Source organism: Arthrobacter sp. GW460-12-1-14-TSB2 (assembly GCF_059423525.1).
The window spans coordinates 1-8,023 of sequence record NZ_JBWKYC010000045.1 but is presented as its reverse complement, the minus strand read 5'-3'; the positions used below and the strand labels follow the sequence as shown (position 1 = coordinate 8,023).

The 8,023-nt window shown below is 67.2% G+C and carries 5 protein-coding genes; 1 reads left to right on the top strand and 4 read right to left on the bottom strand.

Going from position 1 to position 8,023, the window contains the following annotated elements:
• Positions 1-200: 200 nt before the first annotated feature.
• The 3 genes from argS to AC07YR_RS23130 all read right to left on the bottom strand — a co-directional run bounded on the left by argS (position 201) and on the right by AC07YR_RS23130 (position 5,584).
• Entirely contained in the window at positions 201-2,009 is a 1,809-nt protein-coding gene (gene argS / locus AC07YR_RS23140; RefSeq protein WP_494735400.1) for an arginine--tRNA ligase, read from the bottom strand.
• A 249-nt stretch (positions 2,010-2,258) separates the two neighbouring features.
• Complete coding sequence (locus AC07YR_RS23135; protein WP_494735399.1) at positions 2,259-4,343, bottom strand: PhoX family protein; 2,085 nt, start codon at positions 4,341-4,343, stop codon at positions 2,259-2,261.
• A gap of 197 nt (positions 4,344-4,540) precedes the next feature.
• Positions 4,541-5,584 carry an o-succinylbenzoate synthase gene (locus AC07YR_RS23130; protein ID WP_494735398.1) on the bottom strand — a complete coding sequence of 348 codons (1,044 nt, stop codon included), beginning with the start codon at positions 5,582-5,584 and terminating at the stop codon, positions 4,541-4,543.
• Positions 5,585-6,347: 763 nt separating this feature from the next.
• Between AC07YR_RS23130 and AC07YR_RS23125 the strand changes: the two genes are divergently transcribed.
• Positions 6,348-7,262 (top strand): phosphatase PAP2 family protein, encoded by a 915-nt coding sequence (locus AC07YR_RS23125; RefSeq protein ID WP_494735397.1) that lies wholly within the window; start codon positions 6,348-6,350, stop codon positions 7,260-7,262.
• An 8-nt stretch (positions 7,263-7,270) separates the two neighbouring features.
• On the opposite strand, the gene AC07YR_RS23120 is transcribed toward AC07YR_RS23125, so the two are convergent.
• Positions 7,271-8,023 (bottom strand): glycoside hydrolase family 25 domain-containing protein (locus AC07YR_RS23120; RefSeq protein ID WP_494735396.1); only part of this gene is annotated, 753 nt, incomplete at its 5' end.

The following is an 8,023-nucleotide window of genomic DNA, read 5'->3' as shown; positions in this document are numbered from 1 at the left end:
AATACCGTGCCCAGGCCCTCGCGGCTTAGGATCTCATTTAACCAGTCCAACCTCCGGGGACCAGTTCACTTCCTGCCGCAAAACGAGAAACGCCCTCCCATCTTGAGCGGCCATGCCGCGAAAGATCAGAGGGCGTTTAGGCTGAGCCCGACGGAACCGAAGAGAGGGTCGTGCTCAGCCTGCAGCTACATGTTCTCCGGCTACATGTTCTCCGGAGTCTCGATGCCCAGCAGGTCCAGCCCCTCGGAGAGCCTGTGGAGGACGAGTGCGCACAGGGCGAGCCGTGACTGGCGGACGGACTCGTCCGCCTTCAACACCGGGCACTGGTCGTAGAACGAGGTGAACAGCTGCGAGAGTTCGAACAGGTACGCACACAGCCGGTGCGGCTCCAGCAGTTCGCCCACCCTCCGGAGGGTCGCGCCGTACTCCAGCAGGTGGAGCGCCAGGGCCCGCTCGGCCGGTTCGACGACGGCGATACTCGCTCCCGCCGTCGTCTCCCCCGCCACGTCGCCAGAGTCCGCCATCTCGCCAGAGTCCGCCACCTCGCCGGACTCCAAGGCCGACGCCGTCGCGGCCTCCTCGGCCTCCTCGGCCTTCCGCAGGATGGACCTGATCCGGGCGGCGGCGTACTGCACATAGGGGCCCGTGTTGCCGCTCAGTGCCAGCATCCGGTCGAAGTCGAAGACATACTCGGTGTCGTGCCCCACGGACAGGTCGGCGTACTTCACGGCCCCGATCCCCACCTGCCGGGCGGTGACGGCGCGTTCGTCCTCCGAGAGGTCGGGGCGGCTCGCATCCACCACGGCGCGGGCGCGGTCCACGGCCTCGTCCAGCAGGGCCATGAGCTTCACCGGAGTGCCCGAGCGGGACTTCAGGATCTTGCCGTCTTCGCCCAGCACGTTGCCGATCTGCACATGCGTGGCCACTACGGTGTCCGGCAGCCATCCGGCTTCGCGGGCGGTTTCAATGACCATCCGGAGGTGGACGTTCTGCGGGGCTCCCACCACATAGAGGATGCGGTCGGCATGGAGTTCCTGCACCCGGTACCTGATGGTGGCGAGATCGGTGGTGGCGTACCCGTAGCCGCCGTCGGATTTGCGGATGATGAGCGGCAGCGGCTCGCCGTCCCTGCCGGTGAAGCCCGCGGGGAACGTGCACAGCGCCCCCTCGCTCACACGGGCCAGGCCGCGCTCCTCAAGTTCCTGGCACAACTGTGCTAAATGGGGATCGTAGGAGCTTTCGCCTGCGATGTGCTCGTCCTCGAGGCTGACTCCCAGCGTGGCGTAGATGGCATTGAAGTAGACCTTCGAATGGTCCACCAGCCGCTGCCAGACCTCCAGCGTCTCCTCGTGGGCCGACTGGAGTGACACCACGCGAAGGCGTGCACGCGTCGCGAAGTCCGCATCGCCGTCGAACTTTGCCCGCGCGGCCTGGTAGAACGCGCTGGGATCTTCCACCAGCAGCGCGGCCTCAGGTGAATCCTCGCCGATCTCCAGCCAGTGCTCGATCAGCATGCCGAAGGGCGTGCCCCAGTCGCCGATGTGGTTCTGCCGCATCACCGTATGGCCCAGCGCCTCAAGGACCCGGACCAGGCTGTCCCCCACCACGGTGGTGCGGAGGTGCCCCACGTGCATTTCCTTCGCGACGTTTGGGGAGGAATAGTCGACGACGACGCGACGGGCTTGCGTCTCCGGCCCGCCTTGGGGCTGGGAAGCCCGGGTGGGGTCAGCCTGGGCGTTGAGCAACTCCTCGATCCAGGTGCCGTCGAACGTGAGGTTGATGAAGCCGGGGCCGGAGATCTCCACGGCGGTGCAGAGGCCGTCAAGCTCCAGAGCCTCGACGATCCGGCCGGCAGCCTCGCGTGGCGGCAGTCCCACCTTCTTGGCAAGGGCCATGGCGGCGTTGATCTGGATGTCGGCGAACTGCGAGGGCCGGACCACCGGATCGGTGTCCCGGAACTCTTCGCCGAACGCTTGGGCAATAGCTGCCTGGACTCTGGGGACAACCATCTCGGCCGGATTATTCACAAACTCAAATTATCAGCCCAACCCCCATCCGACGCTTTATCACTTCCTGCGGCTAAATCCGGAACCCTCTCGCACTTCCTGCCGCCTCAATAGAAACGTTCTCTCACCTCCCGGCCGTGCGGCCGTGGAGGTGAGAGAGCGTTCTGAAGAAACCCGCCAAAGGTGAGAGAGCGTCCCAAGAAACCCGGCAGGAAGTGAGAGAGCGTCCGTACTGGATGGGGCCAGTCGGTCCTAGGCGTCCGTGCGGAAAACCTGGACCACGGACGGGCGCGGGGCACGGACCTGGCCGCGCGCCGGCGTCGTGCCTGCCGGAACGTAGTCCGGGAAGTACGAGTTGGGCGCGTCGAACGTCCCGTCCTCGCCCGGGTGTTGCACGGAGACGAAGACGGTGCGCTCGTCGTCGTGGATGATCGGTCCGCAGGTCTCGCCGTCGCGCGGCACGGCCAGGAACTGCTCCACCTTGCCGCGCTCAGCACCGTCGAGCGTGACCTTGAACAGGCCGTCCGCGCGGCCGATGCCGGAGGGGGCGCCGTCGGTGGAGATCCAGAGGTTGCCCACGGAGTCGAACGCCAGGTTGTCCGGGCAGGAGATCGGCGAGACCTGGTCCACCGGGAAGCCGGAGAAGTAGGTGACATCGCCCTGGGCCGGATCGCCGCAGACCATCAGCAGGTTCCAGGTGAACTTGGTGGAGGTCTGGTCGCCGGTTTCGGTGATCTCCACGATGTGGCCGTCGCGGTTGGCGTTGCGCGGGTTGATCTCGGTGGCGCCTTCTTTGCCTACCTTGCCGCGGTCGGAGTTGTTGGTGCAGGCCACGTAGACCTTGCCGGTGTGCAGGCTGGGCTGGACATCCTCGCAGCGGTCCATCTTCGTGGGGCCCACCTTGTCCGCGGCCAGGCGGGTGTAGACCAGCACCTCTTCCACGGACATGCCCGTCACCTTCGACACGCCGTTCTCAACCAGCGCCAGCCACTCGCCGGTGCCGTCGAACGAACCGTCGGACGGAACCGCTCCGGTGCCAGTGATCTCCGCGGCAGGCGAGTTACCGGTGAACTTGGCGACGTACAGGTTGCCCGCGGACAGCAGAGTCATGTTGTGCTTGCGGTCGCCCTCGCGGTACTTGTCCTTGGAGACGAACTTGTAGAGGTAGTCGAAGCGCTCGTCGTCGCCCGAGTAAGCCACCACATGGCCGGACTCGGCCACGATCACGTTGGCGCCTTCGTGCTTGAAGCGGCCCAGCGAGGAGTGCTTCTTCGGGGTGGAGGTGGGGTCGAACGGGTCAACTTCCACGATCCAGCCGAAGCGGTTGGCCTCGTTTGCGTAGTCGGTGTTACGGGTGTCGAAGCGGGGATCGTCCAGTTCCCACTGGCGGGCCGTGGGCTTGTTCGTCAGGCCGTAGCGCTTGTCGTAATCGGACGTGCCCGGGGAGACGAAGTAGCCGTTGAAGTTCTCCTCGCCGGAGAGGATGGTGCCCCAGGGCGTGGTGCCGCCGGAGCAGTTTCCCAGCGTGCCCTTGATCCAGCGGCCCGCATCATCGCCCTTTGTCTTCACCAGCGAAGAGCCCGCAACGGGACCCGTGAGTTCGTAGACCGTGCTGTTCAGGTAGCGGCGGTTGAGCCCGGCGCCCTTGACGTAGCTCCACGGCTGGTTCTTGTTCTTCCGCTCCAGCTCCACCACTGTGAGGCCGTGCGCGGCCTGGCCGACTTTCCGGACGTCCGCGGCCGGCATGGTGGCCGGGAACATGATGCTCTCGTTGGTGTATTCGTGGTTCGCGAACAGCAGGGCGCGGCGGCCCTTGCTGCCGGGGATCTCCAGGATGTCCGAGTAGTCGTTGTTGTAGCCGAACTGCTGTTCCTGGGCGGCGGCCGTCTGGTTGTTGAGGTCGAAGTCCGGCGCGGTGTTAAAGATCGGGTCGCCCCAGCGGATGACCGGCTGCCAGGTGAACCCTGCGGGCACGGTCAGCTTGTCCACGTCCGCGGCGATGGACGGGATCGCGGTGAACTGCAGCTTGGATACGCCGAAGCCGTCCTTTGCTGCGGCGGCGAGGCCGGTGCCGCCGTCGGCCACTGCAGTTCCGGCGGACGTTACAGCACTGCCGAGCACGACGGCGAGCGCGCCGGCGGCGCCGAAGCCGAGGGCGGCGCGGCGGGACATCGTGGCAGAGGCGATGTCGCGGAAGTAGCTGTTGGAGCTGGTGTTGCAGACCTCGCCCGAGCAGGCGTTGTCGCACTTCAGCGCACAGGTGACGGGGCTGCGCTTGCCTTTGGTGTGGCCGAGCATGGGTAGCAGGGCAAACTTACGTCCGGTCGTATCAGACATGGGGGCCTTCCAAGGGATGTGATGCGGTCCCGCCCACCCTTCCAGCGGATCCCAACCGGCAGTTGTCAGACAGGTGAAGATCCGGTGAACAGGAAGGAGTGAGAGAGCGTCGCAGGAAAACCGTCAGGAAGTGAGAGCGGGTCACAGGAAAACCCGCGGGAAGTGAGAGAGCGTCCGGGGTGGGGGCAGCGGGGAGGTTACGGGCGGTCGCCTGCCCGGGATGCCAGCAGGGCGTGGACGCGGCGGAGGCGCTCCAGCCACCAGTCCCGGCGGTCCGGGGAAGCCGCGTAGCGCTCCAGCAGCCCGGCGTCGGCGGCGACGTCGCGGACGCGGATGGCGCCGTCGTCGGCCACCAGCGGGTCCAGCGTGATGTCCTGCTCAAACAGTGACACCGTTCCCAGCCCGCACGCGTACGGCAGTTCGGGGAGCGCCGCCGCCAGGGCCAGCCCGGCGCGGATCCCCACCGAGGTGTCCAGCGCGGAACTGACGACGGCGGGCAGCCCGGCCTGCCCCACGATGTCCAGGGCGCGCCGCACTCCCCCGAGCGGCGCCACCTTCACCACGATCAGGTCGGCCGCGCCCGCCCGAGCGACGCGAAGGGGGTCGGATTCCTTCCGTACGCTTTCATCCGCGGCAATCAGCACGGGGATGCCGGCGGCCCGCAACCGGCGGCGCACTTCGGCCAGGCCCTCGATGTCCGGCACCGGCTGCTCGGCGTATTCAAGCCCGACGGCGGACAGCCGGGTCAGTGCCTCGACAGCGGCGGGCACGTCCCAGCCGCCGTTCGCGTCCACCCGGATGGCTGCGTCCGGGAGGGCGCTGCGGACGGCGGCAACCCGGGCGGCGTCGTCGTCGAGCGTCTGGCCCCGTTCGGCCACCTTGACCTTGACGGCGTCCACCCGGCCGAAGCGGGCCAGGACGTCCGGAACACGGTCCGAGGCAACGGCGGGAACGGTGGCGTTGACGGGAATCACGGAGCGGACGGGAGGCGGAAACCCCTCCCAGCCGGCCTCGATGGCGGAGGCGAGCCAGGGGGCGGCTTCGGCGTCGTCGTATTCGGGAAAGGGGCAGAACTCCCCCCAGCCGAGCGGGCCGTCCAGCAGCAGGGCCTCGCGCCGGGTGATGCCCCTGAACTTCACGCGCATGGGCAGGCTCACCACATGGGCGGACGCCGCAAGCTGCTCCAGCGAAGGCAAAGCCGGGAACGAATCAGGCAACTGGCGTTTGACGTCGGCGGGCATGATTTCACTCTACCGGCCACGTCTGACGGTGACGGGGCCCGCGCTTCAAGCGCCTGGGCCAACAAGTCCTTGGTAGGGCCGACGGCGACTGGGGGCGAGCTTCACGTTTTATGAGACTCGTCGCCGCCGGCCCAGCTCAAGGAGCCCCGGGCATGCATTCCCTGCGGTTAGCCGCCTGGTCTGCTGCGGGGCGGCCGGTGTAAAACCCGACCGTTAAGAAGATCGTAGGGATTGAATGCCGGGCCCACATGAGTGAGTGCTACTCGTTTTTGCCGGCGTTAGGTACTCAAGGAAGCGGCCATCACGCGCCGCCAACAGCGCATGATGGCCGCCTCCGGTGAGCGGCATCCAGCGGGTCGTTTAAGTGGGGCTACCGGTGCCCGCGGCCGTCATCCTTGGCGCGGTCCAGCAGCTTGCAGATGTCCTTCGCGTGCCGGATGCTGTTGTGTTTAAGGGCCGGGGCCTCGAGACGTATTTCCCCCCGGTGGCAGCGCCAGCGACAGAGTGGCGGGCATGGTTTTGCGGATGCCAATGCCCGGAGTGTCACCGTCCCAGGTCATTGGCATCCGCTACGGCCGCCGGCTTAGTGCTGATCGGCTGACGCCCGCTACGTCCCAGCGTAGGAAAAATGGCCGCCGCCCGGCACGAGTATTTGCTACCTGTTTTGGTGGCGGATTGTTGCCAGTGTCGGCGGCGGATACGGTGCTCCTCCCCCAATCCAGCACCGGTCTCCGGCCTGTTCCCAGCTTTCTGTGGGACGCTGATGGTGATGACTTCCCACCTTAAAGATTCCCGACGACGGCGGCCCGCCGGGCAGGGGCGTGGCGCCGTGGCGCTGGGTGCGCTGTGCATCCTTGCGACGCTGGCCTGTGTGGCCGGCCTGATCGCGACGTACTACTTCTTCGTGCGGACCACCACGGGCCAGTACATTGACGAATCGGCGCTGGTGGAGGCCGTGGCCATCCACGGCCCTGCCGGGAAGGCCGCCACCCGGTTCCTGGACTGGCTGCCCACGGTGTCGCTCGTGGTGGGCGCCGTCGTCGTCCTCCTCGTCTCGGTGATCCGGAAGCGCTGGCGTGCCGCCGGCATTGCCGTTGCCGCGTGCATCGGGGCGAACATCGCCACGCAGGTCCTGAAGGCGCTGTTGCCGGAGCGGCCGTTCCGCGGCGTGGAAACGCTGGAGCTGAACTCCCTGCCCTCCGGCCACACCACGCTCGCTGCATCCGCCGCTGCCGCGGTGTTCCTGATGGCCTCACCGCGGTGGCGGCCGTTCGCAGGATTCGCAGGCGGCAGCTTCGCGATCATTTCCGGGGTTTCCACCGTGGTGAACCAGTGGCACCGCCCGTCCGACGTGATTGCGGCCTTCCTGCTGGTGGGCGCATTCGTCATCCCGGCCGGCTGGCTCATCATCCGCACCGGGAACACCTGGAACGTGTGGGACGGCTTCGGCGGGCACTGGGCGTCCTCGCGCTGGTGGCTGCGGCTGCCGGCCCTGATCTGCCTGGTATTCGCCGCGGCCGCCGCCTTCCTGCTCACGCGCTACGTGCCCGGCGAGGGCGGCAGCGGCACGAGCTACTTCTGGGGCGGCATCTCGCTGATCGTGGTGGCCGGCTACCTCGCCGCGGTGGCAACCACCGCCCTGTTTGCGTTCGCCGTGCGCCGCCCGGCGGGTGGCTGACAGTCCGGCTACTTCAGGAACGAGGCGTTGAAGGAGTTCAGGTCCACCGGAATGCCGTTGAGGCTCTGCTCGAACTTCTGCTGAATGCCGATCCGCATGGTGCTGGAGGTGTTCCAGCCGCCGTACTGCACCGGCGTAGGCGCGAGGTAGTCGGCCGTCCAGGTGGAGTAGTTAAGGTTGCTTGCAGTGTTGGTGTCCCAGAGCGGCACGTCGGCGAAGGCCGTGCTGCTGCCCATGAGGTCCGGCCACATGCCGCTGCCGCTGTAGATGACTGGCCGCACGCCCATGCTGCGGACGCCGTCCACCATCTCCCGGGTCACCGGAGGGCTGCCCGGCTCCACGTCCAGGGCGAAGAACTGAAGCTGGGCTGCATACGGTCCCGCGGCGCCGATGCCGCCCCGCCAGCAGGAGGCGTCCCGCGTGTACACGGCAATTTTCAGGCCCGCGTCCAGCGCCATCTTCAGCTGGGCCTGGGTCCGGTACCAGGGGTCGCAAGTACCCCATGCGGTGGAGTGCATCACGTAAAGCCGGATCCCGGCGTCGTACGCTTTTTTGAACCAGGCGGGATCTGAGATCGCGGCCGTCGTGTCCACTACCTTCACTGAAGGGCTGGTGGCGGGAGGGCTGACCTTGGCGGGCTGCATCTTCACCTCCTGGACTGAGTTCTTAAGGGCTGAGTCGTTACGCGCTGAAGCGGGCTGCAGCGCTGCCGCCTGGACTTCCGACGCCGGAGTGGCCGGGGCGGGGGTAGAAACCGGTGC